This is a genomic window from Rhizobium rhododendri, from assembly GCF_007000325.2.
Classification (GTDB): Bacteria; Pseudomonadota; Alphaproteobacteria; order Rhizobiales; family Rhizobiaceae; genus Rhizobium; species Rhizobium rhododendri.
This window is the reverse complement of sequence record NZ_CP117267.1, coordinates 3,359,540-3,379,685: the sequence shown is the minus strand read 5'-3', so window position 1 is coordinate 3,379,685 and position 20,146 is coordinate 3,359,540. Positions and strand designations below refer to the sequence as shown.

Sequence of the window (20,146 nt, the reverse complement as noted above, 5' to 3'; positions counted from 1 at the left end):
TGCCATGCCTAAAGCGTGGCAAAGACATGGGCGCTACCGCGCACGGTCACCTCGACCGCGCTGCCAATGGCGGGAAGGCCTATCCCGGAGCATTTGACCATCAGTGTGGAGCCGCCGTTCTGTTCGGCGAGACGCAGGGTGACGGTGCAAAGCGCGCCGCCGAACTCGATGTCGTCCACGGTTCCCCGGCATCCCGTTCCGTCCGGCGCGCCTTCGGCAAGGGAGAGATGAAGCTGCTCGGGGCGCAGCATGATTTCAGATGGGCCACTTTGCGCTGGCGCGTCCGTTACGATCCGGCCCAGTACGCAATCCGCAAAACCCTCTCCGAGATCGGCAGGCAAAAGCAGCGCATCGCCAAGAAACGTTGCCGTCTCCCGATCGACAGGACGGAGGTAAAGCGACTGGGGCGGGCCGGCCTGGACCAGTTGTCCACCGCGTAGCACGGCGACCTGATCTGCGAAGGACAAGGCCTCGGCCTGATCGTGGGTAACGAGAATTGCGGTGATACCGGCCGTCTGCAAAACTCTCGCCACGGCCTTGCGCATGTTTTCACGCAGCCCGGTGTCGAGTGCCGAAAAGGGCTCGTCGAGCAGCATCAGCTTCGGCTTGCGGGCAAGCGCGCGGGCCAGTGCAACACGCTGCTGCTGGCCGCCGGACAGCTGATGCGGACGTCGATCGAGCATGGCATGATCGAGCTCGACCATATCCACGAGGTCGCGGATGATCTCGCTGCGGTCAGCAACACCGCGCTCGATGCCGAAGCCGATGTTTTCGGCCACGCTCAGATGGGGAAAGAGGGCGCCGTCCTGGGAGACTATGCCGATGCCCCGGCGATGCGCGGGCACGATAGAAGGTCCATCGGCCAGTGTCTCGCCCTGCAGAACGACGCGGCCATGATCCGGCTGTTCGAAGCCCGCGATGATACGCAGCAAAGTCGTCTTGCCGGAGCCGGAAGGGCCGACGATAGCGGTGCGGCTGCCGATTTCAACCTGCAGGTCGATGCTGTCGAGCGCCAGGACAGGGCCGTAGCGCTTGCTGATATCTTGGATCGTCAGGAAGGTCATTGCCCGGCCGTTCGCTTGGATTGCATGTGAAGAAGAAGGGTGAGCGGCAACGACAGGACGACCATCATCAGGGCATAAGGGGCAGCCGAGACATAGTCGATCTCGCTGGTCAGCGACCAGAATTTCGTCGCCAGCGTCACGGTGCCGTTTGGCGAGAGCATCAGCGTTGCCGTCAGCTCGTTGGTGATGCCGAGCGCGACAAGTGCAACGCTTGCCGCAGCGCCTGGCGCCGCAAGCCGCATGGTGATCTGGCGGACCGCCTGACCTGGCGTGCGGCCAAGGGCCATGGCTGCCCGCTCCAGTTCTACCGGCGCCTGGGCAATGCTGGCCCTGAGGCCGACCATGGCACGCGGCAGAAACAGCAACACGTAGGCAACCAGCAGCGTCGCAAAGGTCTGATAGAGCGGCAGGATCATTCGCACGGTGATCGAGACGAGCGCCAGCGCCACGACAACGCCCGGCAGCGAGCCCACATAATAGTGGCAGGCTTCGAGCAGCCGTTGCAGCCTGCCCGGCGCACGCACGGAGAGCCAGGCCATCGGCGCTGCAGCGACCGTTGCCAGGATGCCGCCGGCGATTGCCAGCACCATTGTCTGCGCGAAGGCCAATCCGAGCATATCCATCCGCCAGATATCGGCGCCGCCGATCACCAGCCAGCGCGCCAGCGTCACGAAGGGCACGCCCAGAGCCAGCGCTGCCGTGATGACCGGCAACAGGATGCAGGGGAGTGCGAGGCGGCCGAGACGGCGGCAATCTGCCGGACGGGCGGCACCGGAGCCGACACGGGCGTAGCGTTCATTGCCGCGGATCAGCGCATCGAGGCCAAGCATCAGCAGGCAGCACAGCACCAGAACGCCGCCGAGCATATTGGCGGCCGGGCTGTTGTAGGCAGACTGAAACTGGTCGACGATGGCGGTCGCGAACGTATCGAAGCGGATCATGATGAACAGGCCGTATTCGGCCAGGAGATGGAGGCCGATCAATAGCGAACCCCCGCAAATCGCCAGTCGCAGCTGCGGCAGTACGGCGCGGAAAAAGACACGCCAGGGGCCCAGCCCGAGAGAGGCGGCCGCATCTTCGATGGCCGGATCGAGACGGCGCAAGGCAGCTGCGACCGGGAGGTAGAGAAATGGATAGTAGGCGAGAACCGAAACGAGCACGCCGCTCGACAGGCCACGCATGCCCGGAACCAGGCTGACCCAGGCGTAGCTGTGAACGAAGGCAGGAACTGCGAGGGGTGCCGCCGAGAGCCACGACCATATCCGCGCGCCGAAAATGTCGGTGCGTTCGGTAAGCCAGGCGAGCGTAACCGCAAGGATGATGCAGAGCGGCAGCGTGCAGACTTCGAGCAGCACAGTGTTGATCAGCAGCTCGCCGACGCGATTTCGAAAGACCAGCGCGATCACCTGCTGCCAGCCGGTCTGGATAGTAATCCAGACTATGAAGCCAAGCGGCAGTAGGCTGAGCAACGACACGAGGGCAGCAACAACGAAAACCGGCACGTTCGGCACGCGGCCACGAGATGCCGCCGGCCTTGTCAGGCGCAGGGCATCGGCCGGATAGCCGGGTGCGGCTTGGCTGTTTTTTTGCAGCATGACGGCTGCCCTCATTTCTGAATACAGCACGGCAACCGCCAGTGGGCGATTGCCGATGATAATGCGTGACGCTGTTGCCAAGGCCCTAGCAGGGCAGGCGAGCCTTGCGCAAGAGGTATCAGATGAGGCCGGCGGCCGTCATCAGATCGGTCACCTTCTTGCTGTTCAGCTTGGACGGCTCGATCTTGGGGGCCTGCAACTCGGCAAGCGGCACCAGCTTGGGATTGGACTGCGCACCGTTGCCAACCGCATACTCGAATGAATTGCCATCGCGCAGCACCGTCTGGCCACCCTTGCCGGTGATCCACTTGATGAAGGCCTGGGCTTCTTTCTGATGCTGGCTGGAGGCAAGCACAGCGCCGCCGGAAATGCTGACGAACGCGCCCGGATCCTGGTTCTTGAAGTAATGCAGGGCGACATTCTTGCTGTTTTCGCCGGTCTTCGCCTGATCGCCGAACCAGTAATAGTGATAGATCAGCGCGCCTTCGATCTCGCCGGCATTGACGGCTTTCATCGCAACGCTGTTACCCTTGTAGCTCGTTGCATTCTCTTTCAGCGCCTTTAGCCATTTGGCGGTCTCCGCCTCGCCCTTCAATTCCAGAAAGGCGCTGACGATTGCCTGGAAATCCGCGCCGCCCGGCGAGGCGCCCCAGCGTCCCTTCCACTTCGGATCGGCAAGATCCATCATGGATTTCGGCAGATCGGCCTCCTTCAGCTTCGTCTTGTCATAGGCAAAGACGGTGGTCCGGGCGGCAACGCCCGTCCATTTGCCGTCTGCCGCCTTGAAGGTCTCAGGAAGCTGGGCCAGCGTATCCGCGTCGATCGGGGCGAAAAGGCCGGCGGCATCGACCAGGACCATCGCCGGGGAATTTTCGGTCAGGAACACGTCGGCTGGCGATGCTGCGCCTTCCTCGATGATCTGATTGGCGAACTGCATGTCGCTGCCATTGCGGACCGTGACCTTGATGCCGGTGTCTTTGGTGAACCCTTCGGCCCATGCCTGGGTCAGTGTCTCATGCTGGGCATTGTAGACGACGATGCCATCATCCTGCGCGTGCGCCAGGGAAACAGCCAACGGGCCTGCTGCGGTAGCGCAGGCAAGTGTCAGGCCGGCAAAAAATGAACGGGAAAACTTCATGGCATCCTCGATTTGGGTGGGCGGACAGATTTCTCCTCAGCCCTATATTTAACATGAGTAGTCATTTCAAGTTTAGACGATGCGGGCAGGGTCACAAAATATTGAAAATGGCATCCGAATGCTGCTTTGGGCCCCGATCTTGAGATCTTCCGGACTTGCAGCCTTCTTCCCTGCCCAAAATCCGATTGCACTCAAATCAGTTGAATGCTATCGATAAGCATGAAAACTAATTTGAAGAGTTTATGGGCCGAGTTCGCCCCGCTTCTGCTCGTCTCCGGGCGCGGCTGGCGGCGGGCTCTCAACATCATGCTCGTGGAACACAATCTGTCGGACGCGACTGCCGCACCGCTGATCACCCTTCTTCGATTGGGCGACCGCATTCCCCAGGGCGTACTGGCCGACAGGGTTGGAATAGAAGGCCCGACGCTGGTGCGCGTGCTCGACGGACTGGAAAGCGACGGCCTGATCTGCCGCGTGCCCGACGATACGGACCGTCGCATCAAGCTGGTTGAACTGACACCAGCCGGAAAAATCGTCGCCGAACGCTGTGAGAAATGCGCCGCAAAGCTGCGTGAGACGATGCTCGGCGACATTCCACCAGAGCAGATGCTGGCGGCGCTCGACGTCCTCAGGATCATTTCCACAAAGGCTTCTTCCTTTACCGGGGCATCCGACGATGACCAGTAAAGCAAGCCGTTTTCCGGAGCTGGGCGACGTCGTCTTTTCGCTGAAGACCTTTATCGCGGCGATGCTGGCGCTCGCGATTGCCCTCTGTTTCGACCTTCAGAATCCCTACTGGGCTGTGGGCACTGTCTATATCGTTTCGCATCCCCTGTCGGGTGCAAGCACGTCGAAGGCCGTCTATCGCTTGCTCGGAACGGCGATCGGCGGCACCATGACCGTCATCCTGCTTCCCAATCTGGTCAATTCACCCGAAGTCCTGACGCTCGCCATCTCCTTGTGGATGGGGCTCTGTCTCGCCGTAGCGCTGCTCGACCGGACACCGCGCAGCTATGTCTTCATGCTTGCCGGCTATACGACGGCGCTGACGGCATTTCCGATCGTTGCAACGCCGGAGATTGCCTTCACCTATGCGGCGGCCCGGGTCATCGAGATTGCAGTGGCTATCGTCTGCGCGGCGGTTGTCAGCCGCGTGTTTTTGCCCCGCCACGCCGGCCCGGTCCTTGCCACGCGCATCGACGCCTGGCTGAAGGACGGTGCGGCCCTTGCCCTCGGCACACTCCGTGGCCGCTACAGCGATCCCGCCAACACAGCGCTGGTCGGACGCCTTTCAGCCGATGCCGTCGATCTGCATGCGTTCACGACCCATGTTTCCTACGACACCTCCAGCCATCGAGACATGGTGGACTGCGCTCGCGCGCTGCAACGCCGCATGATCGTGCTGCTCCCAGTGACCTCCGGTCTTGCAGACGTGCTCGCTACCCTGTCGCGTGTGACCACATATACGCCGGCCATGACCCGGCTGATCGATGCTGTGTCCGACTGGCTCGAGAGCGGCCAGCCACTCTCGCCCGACCAGCGGCAGACTTTTCTAACGCTGATGGAGGAGGCGGAAAACGACACTGACGGCCGGCCGCCCTGGGCGCAACTGCTGGTCCAGAATGTCGTCGCGCGCATGCGGGATCTCATCCAGATCTGGAGCGACTGCATCGACCTCAAGTCGGACATCGCCTCGGGATCGCGGCACGCCTTGAGATGGAACCGCTTCGGCGCGTCGCTCGATACACAGCCGATGCACAAGGACTACGGCATGGCGATCTATTCGGCACTCGTGGCGATGCTTTCGACCTGCATTGCGACCGCCGCCTGGATCCTCACAGGCTGGCCGCAGGGAAGTACGGCGGCGATGATGGCCGGCGTCATCTGCTGCCTGTTTGCCGCCATGGACGATCCGACACCGGCAATCCGGGGCTTCATCACGGCGAGCCTTGCCGCCGTCGTGGCAGCCTTCGTCCTCGAGTTCGGCATATTCCCGATGGTCTACAGCTACTGGGCGCTCTCGGCCGCGCTCGGCCTCTTCCTCATTCCTGCCGGTGTCCTGATGGCGAAGCCGAAGACAATGCTTCTCGGCCTCGGCTTCGGCGTCAACCTGCCGAACATGCTGTCGCTGCAGGGACGACTGAGCCTCGACCTGCAGACATTTCTCAACTCGAACACGGCTTTGATTATAGGCCTCGTCATTGCCTGCTGCACGACAGCACTGGTGCGCAGCGTTGGGGCGGAGTGGAGCGCCCGCCGCCTTCTCCAAGCCGGCTGGGCGGACATAGCCGCTGCGACACGGCGGCAAAAGGACGGTGACGTCACTGGGCTCCTGCATCGCATGGTCGATCGCCTCGGCCTTGCAGCGCCACGTCTTGCCTCCTTGCCGGCAAGCGCCGCATTGACGCCGAACGATGTTCTGAAGGATCTGCGCAACGGCCTGAATACGGTCGACCTGCAACGGCTCAAGTCGTCGCTGTCGGCAACCGACAGCGCGGCCGTGGATGCTGTCCTCGTCTCGGTGGCGGACCACTACCGGGCGAAGCGAGATGCAGCGGACGATCCATCCGGCAACCTTCTGGCAACGCTTGATCGCTCGCTCGCCATCCTCGGAGCAGACGCGATATCGACGGAAGCCGCCGGCGCCCGGCGTGCGATGACCGGGCTGCGCTACAACCTCTTTCCCGACGCACCGATCTTTGCGGCCAACGAAAACCGGGCCGCCCCGGATATGACCGCCGCGGAGAAAGCGGCATGAGACCGGAGGTCGACATTTACGGGGTCTATATCCCGACGCTGGGCGCGATGGCCGTCATCGCCTTCTTTATCAACGCAATCCTCAGGCAGGCGCTGGCAGCAACCGGCTTCTATCGCCTCGTCTGGCATCGGCCGCTGTTCGATACCGCCCTTTATTTCTGCCTGCTCGGCGCCCTCGTGCTGACAATCAATCGGATACCCCTATGAAGTTCCTGGCATTTTCAGGTCGTTTCCTGTTCACCGCCGTTGTCGTCGTCCTGGCTGGCGTCCTTGGGTGGCACCTCTGGGATTATTACATGAACGCGCCCTGGACACGGGATGGCAAGGTACGCGCCGACGTCGTGCGGGTGGCTGCCGATGTCTCGGGCTTCGTGACCGAGGTCGACGTCAAGGACAACCAGAGCATCAAGAAGGGCGATGTTATCTTCCGCATCGACCAGGCGCGCTTCTCGCTTGCCCTGCGGCAGGCCGAAGCGCAAATCACCAGTGCTCAGGCGGCGCTCGGCATGGCCAAGAGCGACCTCGAACTCTACCAGCGCCTTGGCGACGGGTCGGTAACGCGCCAGAAGATCCAACAGACGCAGGCCACCGTCGCACAGGATCAGGCGGCACTGGAGGAAGCGGTGGTCAGCCGCGACACCGCACAGCTGAATATCGACCGCTCGACCGTCCGGGCACCGGTCAACGGGATTCTCAGCAACTTCTCGCTCCAGCCTGGCAACTATGTGACCGCCGGGAGTGCCGTCACCGCGCTGATCGACGCAGATTCCTATTACATCGATGGCTATTTCGAGGAAAACAAGCTGGATCGGATCAAGGTCGGCGATGGCGCCGTCGTGCATCTGATGGGAACGAAGGACGCCCTAAAGGGCCGCGTTGTCGGCATCGCGGGCGGCATCGAGGACCGGGAGCGCACGGAAACGAGCAGCCTGCTGGCCAACGTCACGCCGACCTTCACCTGGGTTCGCCTCGCCCAGCGCGTGCCGGTGCGCGTCGCCCTCTCGGACGTGCCTGCAGGCACTGCGCTGGTGGCGGGCCGGACTGCCAGCGTGACGATCACACCCTAAGCTGCGACCGACAAAGAAATACCGCGGCATCTCCGACGCCGCGGCCTTTGCAATTAGCCAGTACCTATCAGGTATCCAGCGTTTCCAGGCGGCGGCTGAACGCCAGGGCAGCGAGCGTGCAGAGCGCGCCGGACAGCAGGTAGTAGCCGGCAAATGCAATGCCGAACTGGCTGGACAGGCTGAGCGCCACGAAGGGCGCAAAGCCGGCGCCGATCAGCCAGGAGAGGTCCGAGGTGATTGCAGCGCCCGTGTAGCGGTAGGTTTGGCGGAAGCGCGAGGCGAGAGCACCGGCCGCCTGGCCGAAGGACAAGCCGAGCAATGAGTAGCCGATGATGACGAAGGTGTATCGGCCGGTCTGGCCACCATCGAGCAGGTGCGGGGCGATAAAGCTGAAGATCGCGATCAGCACTGCGCAGACGGCCAGTTGTCCGCGACGACCGATGCGATCGGCAATCAGCCCGGAACAGACGATGCCGACAATGGCAAAGATCGCCCCGACGAACTCGACCATCAGGAAGGAAGCCGGCGCCTGCTCACTGTAAAGCGTCACCCAGCCGAGCGGGAAGACCGTCATCAGGTGAAACAGCGCGAAACTTGCGAGCGGTGCAAAGGCACCGATGACGACATCGCGTCCATGAGCACTCAGCATGTCGACGACCTTGGTTGCTTCAAGCTCGTGCCGCTCCAGCAGCGAGCCGAACTCCGGCGTCGCCACCAGCCGCAACCGGGCAAACAAAGCAACGACATTGACGGCGAAAGCGCAGAAGAACGGATAGCGCCAGCCCCAGGAGAGGAAATCCTCGGTCGACAGGCTGAAGACGAAATAGGCAAACAGCGCGCTGGCAATCATGAAGCCGATGGGGGCTCCAAGCTGGGGGATCATCGCATACCAGCCACGGCGATTGGCTGGCGCATTCAGCGCAAGCAGCGACGCAAGACCGTCCCAGGCTCCTCCCAGCGCCAAGCCCTGGCCGATGCGAAACGCGGCCAAGAGCCAGATGGCGGCAACGCCGATCTCGTCATAACCGGAAAGGAAGCTGATGGATACAGTCGATCCTCCCAGCAGGAAAAGCGCGATCGTCAGCTTCACACCGCGCCCGTAGGTCCGATCGACCGCCATGAAGATGACCGAGCCGATTGGCCGGGCAATGAAGGCCAGCGAGAAAATGAGGAACGAATAAAGCGTGCCTTGCAGCGCATCGGCGAACGGAAAGAACAGCTTTGGAAAGACCAGTACCGAGGCGATGCCGTAGATGAAGAAATCGAAGAATTCGGACGTGCGACCAATGATCACTCCGATGGCGATATTGCCGGCCGCGACTGGTCTGTCCGAGTGTATCTTGCGGGCATCCCGCTCCAGTCCGGATGATGTCGGTTCTGCGCTCACATGCGTAAAATTAGCCATAGTGAAACCTCCCTGCCCCTAGGCTCGCTCCTCCACGAACTCGCCCCGAAAGCGATGTTCGACCTAACTCTGCCCGTTATCAAGTCAGAAACTGCTAATCTGATCATCGAGACGTTAAAATCGCACGATTTACGCCATTTCGAAGATCCAGAGGCTTTGTTTCGACCAACCGATGGAGATTTGTCACGGGTGGGATATATTCACTTCCGAGAAACGCTTTCGGCATGTAAATCTGTCTGGATTTCTCGACCTTTTGCCGGTAGGTGCAATACCGACGTTGCCGCGACGCAGTAAGCTTGCTGCGCTGCGACGAAACACCTCATATCGTTCATGACCTCCGTCAATTAAGTCACGGCAGTGTCGAAACAAAAAGAGCTTGCGACGTGCACAGAGCATCGAAAATCTTCAGCCGTTTATCCGCCCTTTCCATGCTGGTCCTGCTAGCGGGCTGTAACATGGTGGTCATGGCGCCATCCGGCGACATCGCCGTTCAGCAGCGCGACCTCATCGTGATTTCCACGGTGCTGATGCTCCTCATCATCATCCCGGTGATCTTCCTGATCTTCTTTTTCGGCTGGAAATACCGTCAGTCGAACACGGATGCCAAGTATGATCCCGATTGGCATCACTCGACGCGTCTCGAGGTCATGATCTGGTCGGCTCCGCTGGTGATCATCATCGCTCTTGGCGCCGTCACGTGGATCAGCACCCACAAGCTCGACCCTTACCGGCCGCTAGACCGCATTGACAGCGCAACGCCGCTTGCCAAGGACGTGAAGCCGATGACCGTCGAGGTCGTGGCGCTCGACTGGAAATGGCTGTTCTTCTACCCTGACCTCGGCATTGCGACGGTCAACGAGCTGGCAGCACCGGTCAATACGCCGATCAACTTCAAGATCACGTCCGGCACGGTCATGAACTCGTTCTACATCCCGGCGCTGGCTGGGCAGATCTACGCCATGGCGGGAATGGAAACGAAACTGCACGCCGTGATCAACAAGCCGGGCGAATTCGAGGGCATCTCCGCCAACTACAGCGGCGCTGGGTTTTCGAACATGCGCTTCAAATTCCATGGCCTCGACCAGGCGGCGTTCGACCAATGGGTCCAGAAGGCCAAGAGCGAAGGCAAGGCGCTGGATACGACCAGCTACGCCGAGCTCGCCAAGCCGAGCATCAAGGACCCGGTTCAGTACTTTTCCTCCGTTGGCGACGGTCTCTACAATTCCATCCTCAACATGTGCGCTACTCCAGGCAAAATGTGCATGAACGAGATGATGCATATCGATGCCAGCGGTGGTGCGGGTAAGGAAAGCCATGAAAACCGCGAAAAACTGATTCACGACAATCGCGATGCCGCCAATGACGTCGCGCCGGCCACTATGGACCACGGCGACACATCGATGCCGGGCATGGACATGGGCAACGGTTCCGCCGCCCCTGCCACGCCGAGCAAATGATCTCCGTGACTGCGTATTCAGAACAAGACATTCATAAGGACAGAGGCAATCCATGTTCTCAAACCCGGACCTCTTGAAGTTCATCTTCGGTCGACTGACCCTCGACTCGATCCCCTATCACGAACCGATCCTGATCGTGACGTTCATCGTCGTGGCAATCGGCGGCGCCACCGTTCTAGGCTTGCTCACCTATTTCAAGCTGTGGGGCTATCTGTGGAACGAATGGTTCACCAGCATCGACCACAAGAAGATCGGCATCATGTACATGGTGCTCGCGATCATCATGCTGTTGCGTGGCTTCTCAGATGCCCTTCTGATGCGCACGCAGCAGGCAATGGCATTCAACGGATCCGAAGGCTATCTGCCGCCGCATCACTACGACCAGATCTTTACCGCGCACGGCGTGATCATGATCTTCTTCGTGGCAATGCCGCTGGTAACTGGTCTGATGAACTTTGCGGTTCCGCTCCAGATCGGCGCGCGCGACGTGTCGTTCCCGTTCCTGAACAACTTCAGCTTCTGGATGACCACGGCCGGCTCAATGCTGATCATGATCTCGTTGTTCATCGGCGAGTTCGCACGTACTGGCTGGCTGGCCTACCCGCCGCTGTCGGAGAGCGCCTATAGTCCCGATGTCGGTGTCGATTACTATATCTGGGGCCTGCAAATCGCGGGTATCGGTACCCTTTTGTCGGGCGTCAACCTGATTGCCACCATCGTCAAGATGCGTGCGCCGGGCATGACCATGATGAAGATGCCAATCTTCACCTGGACGGCTCTCTGCACCAACGTCCTGATCGTCGCCGCCTTCCCGGTACTGACCGCCGTTCTCGCCCTGCTGTCGCTCGACCGCTACGCCGGAACAAACTTCTTTACCAATGACCTCGGCGGCAACCCGATGATGTATGTCAACCTCATCTGGATCTGGGGTCACCCGGAAGTTTACATCCTCATCCTGCCGGCATTCGGCGTGTTTTCGGAAGTCGTTGCGACATTCTGCAGCAAGCGCCTGTTTGGTTACGCGTCGATGGTCTACGCCACCGTCGTGATCACCATCCTTTCCTACCTCGTCTGGCTGCACCACTTCTTCACGATGGGCTCCGGCGCCAGCGTAAACTCGTTCTTCGGCATCACCACGATGATCATCTCGATCCCGACAGGGGCGAAGATCTTCAACTGGCTCTTCACCATGTACCGTGGTCGCATTCGCTTCGAGGTTCCGATGCTGTGGGCAATGGGCTTCATGGTGACCTTCGTCATCGGTGGCATGACAGGCGTCATGCTCGCAGTTCCGCCGGCCGACTTCGTGCTGCATAACTCGCTTTTCCTCATCGCCCACTTCCATAACGTCATCATCGGCGGCGTGGTGTTCGGCGCGTTCGCAGGCATCAACTACTGGTTCCCGAAGGCATTCGGCTTCAAGCTCGATCCGTTCTGGGGCAAGATGTCCTTCTGGTTCTGGCTGGTCGGCTTCTACTTCGCCTTCATGCCGCTCTACATCCTTGGCCTGATGGGCGTCACCCGCCGCCTCAGCCAGTTCGAGGATCCGTCGCTGCAGATCTACTTCGTTATTGCAGCCTTCGGTGCCGGCCTAATTGCCATCGGTATTGCTTCGTTCCTGATCCAGATCTTCGTCAGCATCAAGAATCGCGAAGCTCTTGCCGACTTCACAGGCGACCCCTGGGGCGGCCGTACCTTGGAATGGTCGACTTCGTCGCCACCCCCGAGCTATAACTTCGCCCTCACCCCGATCGTCTACGATCACGACTCGTGGTGGGACATGAAGGCTCGCGGTCATGTTCGTCCGACGGAAGGCTTCCTGCCGATCCACATGCCGAAAAGCACGAGCGCCGGCATTATCCTCGGTATCCTCAGCATCGTCTTCGGTTTCGGCATGGTGTGGCATATCTGGTGGATGGCAGCACTTGGCTTCGTCGCCATGGTGGTCGTTACTATCGCTCACACCTTTAACTACAAGCGTGACTTCTACATTCCGGTCGAAGAAGTGATCAGAACCGAAAACGCGCGGACCAAGCTGCTTGCAGAACGGGTATAAGACAATGACAGCAATGCATGCAGACGCTGCCGCAGATGGCAAAACGCCTGCCTTCTACCTGAAGGAAGAGCACCACCCGGAAGAGAGCACGATGCTCGGCTTCTGGATCTACATCATGAGCGACTGCCTGATCTTCGCAGTGCTCTTCGCAACCTACGCCGTGCTCGGCCGCTCCTATGCGGCCGGCCCTTCGCCAGCCGACCTGTTCGAGCTGTCGACCGTGGCGATCAATACCACGATGCTGCTGCTCTCCTCGATCACGTATGGCTTTGCCATGCTGAGCATGGAGAAGAACAACACCCGGTCGACCCTGCTGTGGCTGGGGATCACCGGCCTCTTCGGGGTCGCCTTCGTTGCGCTCGAGCTCAACGAATTCTACCACCTGATCCTTGAGGGCGCTGGCCCGCAGCGCAGTGCATTCCTGTCGGCATTCTTCACGCTTGTCGGCACCCACGGACTGCACGTCACCTGCGGTATCGTCTGGCTCGTCACCCTCATGGTTCAGGTCGGCAAACATGGCCTTATCCACGAGAACAAGCGCCGCCTGATGTGCCTCAGCATGTTCTGGCACTTCCTCGACGTCGTCTGGATCGGCGTTTTCTCCTTCGTCTATCTCATGGGGGTTCTCGGATGAGCTCGAACACGCACACTCCACACACTGCAGGCAGCGATCACGGACACGCGACACACGGGCACGATGGTCATGGCCATGGCGGGCACGAAGCGGCTCACGGTACGTTCAAGAGCTACATGACCGGGTTTGTCCTGTCGGTAATCCTGACCGTCATCCCGTTCTGGCTGGTGATGGCAAAGGTCATCGAAAGCCCGGTAACGACCGCCGGCATCGTCATGGCACTCGGCGCCGTACAGATCGTCGTCCACATGGTCTATTTCCTGCACATGAACACCAAGTCTGAAGGCGGCTGGAACGCACTGGCGCTGACCTTCACCGTCGTGATCGTCGTGATCGCGCTCAGCGGTTCGCTCTGGGTCATGCACAACCTCAACGTCAACATGATGCCGATGTCCCCGGACATGATGCGCAACATGCCGTAAAGCACTGCCGGGCGGTCCAGGATCGCTCGGCCTCTCCGGCTTGAGCACCTGCTCGCCGGTTTCGCGCCTCCGATGGAGCCTCGCGCCATGACACCTGTTTCCGCCCCCCCTTCGACGTCCCACCGGTCAAGATTTGCCTTGGTAATGTGGGTTATCTGCCTGCTGCTATTGACTGCTGTCTTTATCGGGCTTGGAACCTGGCAGGTTAAACGGCTGCACTGGAAGCTGGACTTGATTGCCCGCGTCGATGCTCGGGTGCACGCTCCGCCGCAGCCCGCACCCGGTCCATCGACATGGTCTTCGATAAATACCAATGACGACGAATATCGCCATGTACGCATTGCCGGAACCTTGATGAACGACAAGGAGACCCAGGTCTACGCGGTGACGAACCTCGGTCCCGGTTTCTGGGTGCTGACCCCGATGAAATCCGCGGACGGAACGATAACTTGGATCAATCGTGGCTTCGTTCCGACGGACAAGCGCAATCCGAAGACGAGGCCGGAAGGAGAAATCTCGACACCCACCACCATCACCGGCCTTCTGCGCATCAACGAACCGAAGGGCACTTTGCTGCGGTCGAACGTGCCGCAAGACGAGCGCTGGTATTCCCGTGACGTGGCAGCGATGGCCGCTGCCCGGGGCCTGACGGACGTGGCGCCCTATTTCATCGATGCGGATTCCGAGCCCAATCCGGGCGGATTACCGGTCGGCGGGCTGACCCAGATCGTTTTCCCGAACAGCCATCTGGTCTATGCCTTCACGTGGTTCGGGATGGCGATCATGTCGTTCGGCATGACAGGCTATCTCGTTTTCCTCGAACGCAAACGGACGATATCGTGAAAAAAGGGACTGCCATCTCGCAACGGCAGTCCCTCTTTAACGGTGGAGTTTACCAGCGGGGCGGTGGGGGACGACCCCAGTCTCCATCGCCGCCGCCATATTCGTCCCAATGATGGCGATGATGCGGGGGCCAGCGGTCGCGGTCCCAGAAAGGCGGCGGACCGCGACGCCATTCATTCGGCCGGCATTCGCCATTCCACGATTCGTGCCATCCCCGACCGCAGGCGTAATCGACTTGAACGATCGGCGCGTTATCCGTGTTGAACGTAGACGGGCCAACGGGCATTGCCTGGGCTGCGGAGACGGCGAGACCCGTCCAAACTACGGCGGAAGCTATCAAAGAGTATCGCATATCTGATGACCTTTCGTTCGAACCATCCCCAGTAAATTGCGCTTCCGCGCCTTAACCGGGACTGAATTGAACGAGAGCTTTCCGTTCATCGAACACGACACCTATCGATAGGTCGCCTGTTCGATCAGACGCTCTTCGGAGCTGCCTTCTTCACCTTTTCGACAGGCTCCAGCTTGGCGTCTTCGGCTTCCTTCAAAAGGCGCTGCTCCTTGAGGCGCGCAGTTTTGCGCAAGCGCGCGGCGGACTCCTCGTGGGCAATGGTGCGAAAGGGAGGTGCATCGGCGGCGTTCTTGTCGCGCTTGCCGGTCTTGTCCGTCTTGAAGAATGAGTCTTTTGCAGTTTTCGGCATGCCGCGTGTCCTTCGTTGATGTGAGTTGGAGCGGCGGGCGAATACGCGTCGTCATCACCTGATGGAACAATGACGCCGCATTCGTCTGTCATAGAAAGAAGGCTAACCGTTCGAGGCAAGCCGGAGATGGTCGGGACGAAGGCTCCGCTCGGAAGCCATTATTGAAACGTTGAAAACAATGACGGCAGTTCGCTGAACCAATGTCTTCGACCTATCTCTATGACATTATAGATAGGCCATTGGCCCTGCCGTGGCAAGGCAGGGTGCGGTACGCAAACTTGCCTGATACGACCTTCACGCAGGAGGACGACGGTATCCCGTCGGCTGCTCGTAGAGCCAGCCGATCCGCTCCACGGCGTCGGCGAAGTTCTCTCGGGCAACCGTCATCGTATGGCCGTTGGCGTGGATGATCGTCTCGGCATCCTCCATGATTGCGACGTGCCCTTTCCAGAACACGAGGTCGCCGCGGCGAAGGTGGCCCCGCTCGATCGGTTCGCCGAGGCCTGCCGCCTGCATGTCGGCATCGCGGGGCGCAGCTTTACCCACCATGGCCATCGCCAACTGGACCAGCCCAGAGCAATCGATGCCCAGCCCGGAACGGCCGCCCCAGAGGTAGGGCGTCTCGATAAAGCGGCCCGCAACGGCAACATAGTCGCTTTCTACCGCGTCGCCGATCAGCCGCACATGCTTGGCATAGAGCGCAGTACCGTCATCCAGAACGACATATCGATTTCCCCGGACTTCTGCCTCGCCCGTAACACAGACCCGGCTTCCCATGGACAATACAGCGACGTGCGGCTTTCGAAGCTCCGGCTCCGGATAAAGCGGGCTGCGTTGGGGCCAGACGACATGTGTCGGACTGGCTCCGGCGACCGACAGGGCATCTTCCGGCAGATAGCCGACATACCCGTCAGACGCTGCCCTTACCCAGCACCACCCGTCCTTGCGCTCGAACACAGTCACCGCCTCGCCGCGTAGCAATTCAGTGTCGATGCCCGCCGCCATGTCTGCTCTAGGACGCAGGCCGATGACCGGTGCGCCGATCAGCGCCGGGTTTCCGGTGACAAAGCGCTCGGCATTCACGATCCCCTCGAGCGCAATGTCGGCGATATCCGGACGATAGGCATTGAGGCGGCGGTCAAGTTCCATCCTTTTATCCTTCAGGAGGTGAGCAGGCGGCTCTGGCCGATGACCAGATCGCCGAGTTTTTCCAGATAAAGCGCGCCCGTGACTGTGCGCTTTATGATGACATTGCGGCGATCCTTGGCGTCCCGCACGCGGTCGACAAGGCCCATCGCCCCCATCGTATCGAGGGCGCGGGTGATGACCGGCTTGCTGACGCCCAAAGTCGCCGCCAGTCCACGAACCGTGTGGGGCGGCGGGACCAGATAGATCTGCAGCAGGATCGCCATCTGTCGCAAGGTGAGATCCCGCTTATCGAGATGAACCTGCTCCATGGTAACGCCATGCCAGAGGCCCAATGCCTGGGAAGCGGTCAGTTCAAGGGACAAGACGCACTCCGGGGTCCGTTACGCAGCCGTTTCATTGTCCTGCGAGTTCGTGACCATTTCAAGAGGCGTTTCCGGACCCCGCCCCTTACCGGACTTTCTGCCGGATATAATGGTAAAGGGCCCGGATAGCCTGTGCCTCGCCGCCGCCCGGCGAATGCGGCCGCTCGCTTGGTGCCCAGCCATAGATATCGAGATGCGCCCAGCTTTTGGTATTGGTGACGAAGCGCTTGAGAAACAGTGCGGCCGTGATGGCGCCTGCCATGCCGCCGGCCGGAGCATTGGTGATATCGGCAAACTTGGTCCGGATATCCTTATCGTAGCCCATGTAGAGCGGCATCCGCCACAGGGGATCGTCCGTCTCCAGGCTTGCTTCGGCGAGGTCGTCTGCAAGGCCTTCGTCATCGGTAAAGAGCGGCGGCAGGTCGGGGCCGAGTGCGACGCGCGCAGCCCCCGTCAATGTGGCCATGTCGATCATGAGATCGGGCGCCTCCTCATCGGCGTAGGCCAGTGCGTCCGCCAGGATGAGGCGGCCTTCCGCATCGGTATTGTCGATCTGGACAGTCAGGCCCTTGCGGCTCTTGTAGATGTCGCCGGGTCGGAAGGCGTTGGCGGAAATCGAATTTTCAACAACCGGTATGATGACGCGCAGGTCGACCTTGAGTTTTGCATCCATGATCATCAGCGCCAGACCGAGGATATTGGCGGCACCGCCCATGTCCTTCTTCATCAGAAGCATCGAGGCGGACGGCTTGATGTCAAGGCCGCCCGTATCGAAGCACACGCCCTTGCCGACGAGCGTGATGCGATGATGGCCTTTCTTGCCCCAGCGCAGCTCAAGTAACCGCGGCGCGTCGGCGCTGGCGCGGCCGACAGTATGGACCAGCGGGAAATTCTGCGTCAGCAGGTCGTCGCCTGTAATGACGGTGCATTGGGCATTGTAGTGGGCGGCGAGTGCCCGGAAGACTTCTTCCAGATGGCCCGGGCCCATATCGTTGGTGGGTGTGTTGATCAGATCGCGGGCAAGGAATACGCCTGCCAGTTGCCGCTTGATATCGACAGCATCGGCATCGCGCGGGATCATCAGCGTCGGTGCAACCGTCTTGTCCGCCTTGTAGCGGTCGAAACGATAGCTGCCGAGGCCGAACCCCAACGCAAGACGATGGGCGGTGAGCGGAGCGGTTTCGATATGCCAGTCGCCGGGCGGCAGCGAGCGGGCAAGACGGCCGGTGAGATAGGGCTGTTCCGAGGGGTTGGCCCCGAGGCCGAACAAGGCGCCGCCGAGGTGCCCCTCCTCCGTCGGGATAAGTAGCAAAGTGCCGCTATCCGCCTTGTAGCCGGTCTTTCGAGCCCAATCGAGAGCGATAGGATCGATGGTGCCTGTTTCGATATGCGCGGGCGTGACTGCGAAGACCGGGAGGGTCTTGCCACCCTTGGTATTAAAGGGTGTTGCTCGGTCGATATACTGGTAGGGGGCCATGATGATCCTTCGATCCGCCTGAGTCGGTAAATTAACGATCTGTTAGGGTTAACAGATTATTGCTGGAGCGAAGATTGCGCCACACTATTATCTGCTGTCTTTATGGATCTGGCGCAGGACCAATCGATTTCACGGATCGCGCCATGACCGCTTCGGCACCCTCTTTTTCGACAATCCGCAGCCTTCAGGCCAGTGTCGCCCTGCTGGCAGCACTGCTGCTCGCCGGCTGCGCGACGACGACGGACAAGACTACCACAGGCTCAATCCCGAAAATGTCGAAGTCTGCCGACGACATGAGCCCCGGCGAGCTCTCCGGCAGCACGGCAGCGCTCGGCAAGGCATACGACGCAAACCCGCGGAACCCCGTTGTCGGCGTCAATTACGCCAATGCACTGCGCGCCAGCGGTCGCAATGCCCAGTCCCTCGCTGTCATGCAGCAGGTGGCAATCGCCAATCCCAACGACCGTGGCGTTCTGGCTGCCTACGGAAAGGCACAGGCGGCTGCAGGACAATTGAATGAGGCTCTCGCCACAATCGAGCGCGCCCAGACACCTGACCGGCCAGACTGGCGGCTGGTCTCAGCGCAGGGCGCTATCCTCGATCAGCTCGGCCGCGCCACCGAAGCAAGGGGTAAATATCGCGACGCACTGGACCTGCAACCGAATGAGCCCTCGATCCTATCCAATCTCGGCATGTCCTATGTCCTGACCGGAGATCTGAAGACGGCCGAGACCTATCTGCGCTCAGCTGTCGCCCAGCCGACTGCCGACAGTCGCGTCCGACAAAACCTGGCGCTTGTCGTCGGCCTCCAGGGGCGCTTTCCCGAGGCCGAGCAGATTGCCCGGTCGGAACTGACGCAGCAGCAGGCCAATGCCAACGTCAATTACCTGCGCACCATGCTGGCCCAGCAGAATTCCTGGCAGAAGCTTGCCAGCAAGGACGGCGCGCCGAGACCTGTCAACTGACGGAAGCCCTTATCCGGCCTCCAGGTGTGACACGATAGGCCCTTGCACCGGCTGATCCTGAAACGTCAGTTGTGGAACCGGTCCATGACCTGGAGGATGGCCGGTCCGAGGATGACGGCGATCAGCACCGGCAGGAAAAATACGATCATCGGCACGGTCAGTTTCGGCGGCAGGGCGGCGGCCTTCTTTTCGGCATCGTTCATCCGGTCGTCACGCCCTTCCTGGGCAAGCACGCGCAAGGCCTGGGCAACGGGAGTGCCGTAACGCTCGGCCTGGATCAACGCCTGGGTGACCGATTTGACATTCTCCAACTGCGTGCGGACAGCCAGGTTATCGAGTGCGGTACGGCGGTCCTGAAGGAACGACAGTTCCGCGTTGGTCAGCACCATTTCTTCTGCGAGTTCCGGCGATTGCTCGGCTAGCTCTTCCGAAACGCGGCGCATGCCGGCTTCCACCGAAATTCCCGACTCGACGCAGATCAGCATCAGATCCAGAGCATCCGGCCAGGCCCGCTTGATGGATTTCTGGCGTTTTCCCATGCGGTTCGAAATATAGATGTTTGGCGCGTAAAAGCCGAGATACCCTACACCTAGCACCGCGAGAACGCGGATCATGAAGCCCTTGCTTTCGAGATTGCCGAGACCGAAGACCCAGAAGCCAGCAAGGGCGAGGAACAGGAATGGCAGCAGGAAGCGCGCCACGAGGAATGTGTTCAAGGCATTTTCGGAGCGTAGCCCTGCCGCCCGCAGTCGGTTGACGGTGTTGGCGTCGACCAGCGCCTCTTTCAGATTGAAGCGCTCGGCGATATTGCGGACCGACTGGTTGTTCTGGTTGCGCAGCGTCGCCTTACCGCCGTCGTTCATCCGCGCTCTTTCGCGGGCGCGGATCTGGTCGCGCTCGGTCGAGACCGCCTTCATGCGCTTGTTCAGATCGCCGCGGTCGAAATAGGGAATGGCCAACGTGTAGAACGTTGCGAACACAGCGATCGAAACCACGACCGCAAGGATCAGGCTGGGATCGGTCAACTGGCTGGCAATGTCGGACATGGTGGCAA

At 60.6% G+C, this 20,146-nt stretch carries 20 protein-coding genes; 10 read left to right on the top strand and 10 right to left on the bottom strand.

Annotated elements, in window-relative coordinates:
• Positions 1-8: 8 nt before the first annotated feature.
• The 3 genes from PR018_RS16350 to PR018_RS16340 all read right to left on the bottom strand — a co-directional run bounded on the left by PR018_RS16350 (position 9) and on the right by PR018_RS16340 (position 3,797).
• Positions 9-1,064, bottom strand: coding sequence for an ABC transporter ATP-binding protein (locus tag PR018_RS16350; protein ID WP_142830043.1), 1,056 nt, complete (start codon positions 1,062-1,064; stop codon positions 9-11).
• Positions 1,061-2,659 carry an ABC transporter permease gene (locus PR018_RS16345; protein ID WP_142830041.1) on the bottom strand — a complete coding sequence of 533 codons (1,599 nt, stop codon included), beginning with the start codon at positions 2,657-2,659 and terminating at the stop codon, positions 1,061-1,063. The genes PR018_RS16350 and PR018_RS16345 overlap by 4 nt, the downstream gene beginning before the upstream one ends.
• A 118-nt stretch (positions 2,660-2,777) precedes the next feature.
• On the bottom strand, positions 2,778-3,797 hold the full coding sequence (locus PR018_RS16340) for an iron ABC transporter substrate-binding protein (protein ID WP_142830039.1): 1,020 nt from the start codon (positions 3,795-3,797) through the stop codon (positions 2,778-2,780).
• Between the two features lie 231 nt (positions 3,798-4,028).
• Between PR018_RS16340 and PR018_RS16335 the strand changes: the two genes are divergently transcribed.
• The 4 genes from PR018_RS16335 to PR018_RS16320 are packed head-to-tail and all read left to right on the top strand — an operon-like array spanning position 4,029 to position 7,621.
• The gene (locus PR018_RS16335) at positions 4,029-4,484 is read left to right on the top strand and encodes a MarR family winged helix-turn-helix transcriptional regulator (protein ID WP_202617167.1); all 456 of its coding nucleotides are present in this window, start codon (positions 4,029-4,031) and stop codon (positions 4,482-4,484) included.
• Positions 4,474-6,555 (top strand): FUSC family protein, encoded by a 2,082-nt coding sequence (locus PR018_RS16330; RefSeq protein WP_142830035.1) that lies wholly within the window; start codon positions 4,474-4,476, stop codon positions 6,553-6,555. Before PR018_RS16335 ends, PR018_RS16330 begins: the two co-directional genes overlap by 11 nt.
• A complete protein-coding gene (locus PR018_RS16325) occupies positions 6,552-6,761 on the top strand; it encodes a DUF1656 domain-containing protein (RefSeq protein ID WP_142830033.1) in 210 nt (69 codons plus the stop codon). Before PR018_RS16330 ends, PR018_RS16325 begins: the two co-directional genes overlap by 4 nt.
• Complete coding sequence (locus PR018_RS16320; RefSeq protein WP_142830032.1) at positions 6,758-7,621, top strand: efflux RND transporter periplasmic adaptor subunit; 864 nt, start codon at positions 6,758-6,760, stop codon at positions 7,619-7,621. Before PR018_RS16325 ends, PR018_RS16320 begins: the two co-directional genes overlap by 4 nt.
• Before the next feature lie 67 nt (positions 7,622-7,688).
• On the opposite strand, the gene PR018_RS16315 is transcribed toward PR018_RS16320, so the two are convergent.
• On the bottom strand, positions 7,689-9,026 hold the full coding sequence (locus tag PR018_RS16315) for an MFS transporter (RefSeq protein WP_142830030.1): 1,338 nt from the start codon (positions 9,024-9,026) through the stop codon (positions 7,689-7,691).
• 383 nt (positions 9,027-9,409) lie between these two features.
• On the opposite strand from PR018_RS16315, the gene cyoA reads away from it, so the two are divergent.
• The 5 genes from cyoA to PR018_RS16290 all read left to right on the top strand — a co-directional run bounded on the left by cyoA (position 9,410) and on the right by PR018_RS16290 (position 14,438).
• On the top strand, positions 9,410-10,483 hold the full coding sequence (gene cyoA / locus PR018_RS16310; protein ID WP_142830029.1) for a ubiquinol oxidase subunit II: 1,074 nt from the start codon (positions 9,410-9,412) through the stop codon (positions 10,481-10,483).
• A 52-nt stretch (positions 10,484-10,535) separates the two neighbouring features.
• Positions 10,536-12,539: a cytochrome o ubiquinol oxidase subunit I gene (gene cyoB, locus PR018_RS16305; RefSeq protein ID WP_142830027.1), complete on the top strand. Its 2,004-nt coding sequence runs from the start codon at positions 10,536-10,538 to the stop codon at positions 12,537-12,539.
• A 4-nt stretch (positions 12,540-12,543) separates the two neighbouring features.
• Positions 12,544-13,173 (top strand): cytochrome o ubiquinol oxidase subunit III, encoded by a 630-nt coding sequence (gene cyoC, locus PR018_RS16300; protein ID WP_142830025.1) that lies wholly within the window; start codon positions 12,544-12,546, stop codon positions 13,171-13,173.
• On the top strand, positions 13,170-13,595 hold the full coding sequence (gene cyoD / locus PR018_RS16295; RefSeq protein ID WP_142830023.1) for a cytochrome o ubiquinol oxidase subunit IV: 426 nt from the start codon (positions 13,170-13,172) through the stop codon (positions 13,593-13,595). The genes cyoC and cyoD overlap by 4 nt, the downstream gene beginning before the upstream one ends.
• Before the next feature lie 144 nt (positions 13,596-13,739).
• Positions 13,740-14,438 carry an SURF1 family protein gene (locus PR018_RS16290; RefSeq protein WP_224140366.1) on the top strand — a complete coding sequence of 233 codons (699 nt, stop codon included), beginning with the start codon at positions 13,740-13,742 and terminating at the stop codon, positions 14,436-14,438.
• Positions 14,439-14,487: 49 nt separating this feature from the next.
• On the opposite strand, the gene PR018_RS28475 is transcribed toward PR018_RS16290, so the two are convergent.
• From PR018_RS28475 to PR018_RS16270, 5 genes are all read right to left on the bottom strand, one after another.
• Positions 14,488-14,790, bottom strand: coding sequence for a GCG_CRPN prefix-to-repeats domain-containing protein (locus tag PR018_RS28475; protein ID WP_142830019.1), 303 nt, complete (start codon positions 14,788-14,790; stop codon positions 14,488-14,490).
• 124 nt (positions 14,791-14,914) lie between these two features.
• Positions 14,915-15,139 (bottom strand): hypothetical protein, encoded by a 225-nt coding sequence (locus PR018_RS16285; RefSeq protein WP_142830017.1) that lies wholly within the window; start codon positions 15,137-15,139, stop codon positions 14,915-14,917.
• A gap of 294 nt (positions 15,140-15,433) precedes the next feature.
• Positions 15,434-16,288: a C40 family peptidase gene (locus PR018_RS16280; RefSeq protein ID WP_142830015.1), complete on the bottom strand. Its 855-nt coding sequence runs from the start codon at positions 16,286-16,288 to the stop codon at positions 15,434-15,436.
• An 11-nt stretch (positions 16,289-16,299) separates the two neighbouring features.
• Positions 16,300-16,650 (bottom strand): MarR family winged helix-turn-helix transcriptional regulator, encoded by a 351-nt coding sequence (locus tag PR018_RS16275; RefSeq protein ID WP_142830013.1) that lies wholly within the window; start codon positions 16,648-16,650, stop codon positions 16,300-16,302.
• Between the two features lie 85 nt (positions 16,651-16,735).
• Positions 16,736-18,127, bottom strand: a complete 1,392-nt coding sequence (locus tag PR018_RS16270) for a leucyl aminopeptidase family protein (protein WP_142830011.1) — start codon at positions 18,125-18,127, stop codon at positions 16,736-16,738.
• Positions 18,128-18,270: 143 nt separating this feature from the next.
• On the opposite strand from PR018_RS16270, the gene PR018_RS16265 reads away from it, so the two are divergent.
• On the top strand, positions 18,271-19,092 hold the full coding sequence (locus tag PR018_RS16265) for a tetratricopeptide repeat protein (RefSeq protein WP_142830009.1): 822 nt from the start codon (positions 18,271-18,273) through the stop codon (positions 19,090-19,092).
• A gap of 65 nt (positions 19,093-19,157) precedes the next feature.
• Here PR018_RS16265 and PR018_RS16260 read toward each other — a convergent pair whose 3' ends face one another.
• Positions 19,158-20,138, bottom strand: a complete 981-nt coding sequence (locus tag PR018_RS16260; protein WP_142830007.1) for a type II secretion system F family protein — start codon at positions 20,136-20,138, stop codon at positions 19,158-19,160.
• Positions 20,139-20,146: the final 8 nt, after the last annotated feature.

Bases quoted from the DNA above. Each gene is read 5' to 3' on its own strand.
- PR018_RS16285 (WP_142830017.1), bottom strand. From the start codon at position 15,139: ATGCCGAAAACTGCAAAAGACTCATTCTTCAAGACGGACAAGACCGGC.
- PR018_RS16260 (WP_142830007.1), bottom strand. From the start codon at position 20,138: ATGTCCGACATTGCCAGCCAGTTGACCGATCCCAGCCTGATCCTTGCG.
- PR018_RS16315 (WP_142830030.1), bottom strand. From the start codon at position 9,026: ATGGCTAATTTTACGCATGTGAGCGCAGAACCGACATCATCCGGACTG.
- PR018_RS16330 (WP_142830035.1), top strand. From the start codon at position 4,474: ATGACCAGTAAAGCAAGCCGTTTTCCGGAGCTGGGCGACGTCGTCTTT.
- PR018_RS16270 (WP_142830011.1), bottom strand. From the start codon at position 18,127: ATGGCCCCCTACCAGTATATCGACCGAGCAACACCCTTTAATACCAAG.
- PR018_RS16345 (WP_142830041.1), bottom strand. From the start codon at position 2,659: ATGCTGCAAAAAAACAGCCAAGCCGCACCCGGCTATCCGGCCGATGCC.
- PR018_RS16280 (WP_142830015.1), bottom strand. From the start codon at position 16,288: ATGGAACTTGACCGCCGCCTCAATGCCTATCGTCCGGATATCGCCGAC.
- cyoB (WP_142830027.1), top strand. From the start codon at position 10,536: ATGTTCTCAAACCCGGACCTCTTGAAGTTCATCTTCGGTCGACTGACC.
- PR018_RS28475 (WP_142830019.1), bottom strand. From the start codon at position 14,790: ATGCGATACTCTTTGATAGCTTCCGCCGTAGTTTGGACGGGTCTCGCC.
- PR018_RS16290 (WP_224140366.1), top strand. From the start codon at position 13,740: ATGTGGGTTATCTGCCTGCTGCTATTGACTGCTGTCTTTATCGGGCTT.
- PR018_RS16325 (WP_142830033.1), top strand. From the start codon at position 6,552: ATGAGACCGGAGGTCGACATTTACGGGGTCTATATCCCGACGCTGGGC.
- PR018_RS16340 (WP_142830039.1), bottom strand. From the start codon at position 3,797: ATGAAGTTTTCCCGTTCATTTTTTGCCGGCCTGACACTTGCCTGCGCT.
- cyoD (WP_142830023.1), top strand. From the start codon at position 13,170: ATGAGCTCGAACACGCACACTCCACACACTGCAGGCAGCGATCACGGA.
- PR018_RS16350 (WP_142830043.1), bottom strand. From the start codon at position 1,064: ATGACCTTCCTGACGATCCAAGATATCAGCAAGCGCTACGGCCCTGTC.
- PR018_RS16320 (WP_142830032.1), top strand. From the start codon at position 6,758: ATGAAGTTCCTGGCATTTTCAGGTCGTTTCCTGTTCACCGCCGTTGTC.
- PR018_RS16265 (WP_142830009.1), top strand. From the start codon at position 18,271: ATGACCGCTTCGGCACCCTCTTTTTCGACAATCCGCAGCCTTCAGGCC.
- cyoC (WP_142830025.1), top strand. From the start codon at position 12,544: ATGACAGCAATGCATGCAGACGCTGCCGCAGATGGCAAAACGCCTGCC.